Raw genomic sequence first — 523 nt, 5'->3', positions numbered from 1 at the left:
CTCTGACGGATCTCAGGGGTCCAGTAGTGACGCAGACCACCGGCCACCGACCAGCCCTGGGTCGTGTCGATGTCGCCATCAGCATCGATGATCGCATCGTCAACCTCGGAACCATCGAAGCCGAGATAGCCGAGAGCGCCGTCAGCATAGGTGGCGGCAATCCACAGAGCGTCGCCAGCAGCGAGCATCGGCAGGTTCACGTGGCCCTGGAACGACACGGCGAAGCCGTACTCGGTGTCCGGAATGAAGCCGACGCCGGCCCCATCCGTGAGAGCAATGCTGCGGAGCTGGTGGACAGCGCCGGAGAGCATCGCTGAACCCCAGGTACCGGAATAGGCAACGTTGGCGACGACGTCGGGCGTGCGCTGACCGGCGGTCACGTCGGTGCCGAGGCCGTTGTTGATGCCGTCAAAGCGGCCTTCTTCAAGTGCCAGCGTGGCCGAGAAGCCGTTGCCGAACGAGAAGGTGTAGGCGAGCAGGTTCACGGTCGGAGCGTCCGAGAAGCGGAGCGTGCCGAAGTGCT

At 64.4% G+C, this 523-nt stretch carries 1 protein-coding gene; it reads right to left on the bottom strand.

What is annotated here, in order from left to right:
- Positions 1 to 523, bottom strand: a 523-nt coding sequence (locus ACUXUR_RS26815; RefSeq protein WP_445505393.1) for a porin, incomplete at both ends; no start/stop codon positions are given.

The sequence above is a fragment of the Microvirga medicaginis genome (assembly GCF_052658925.1).
This window is presented reverse-complemented; position numbering and strand designations above follow the sequence as displayed.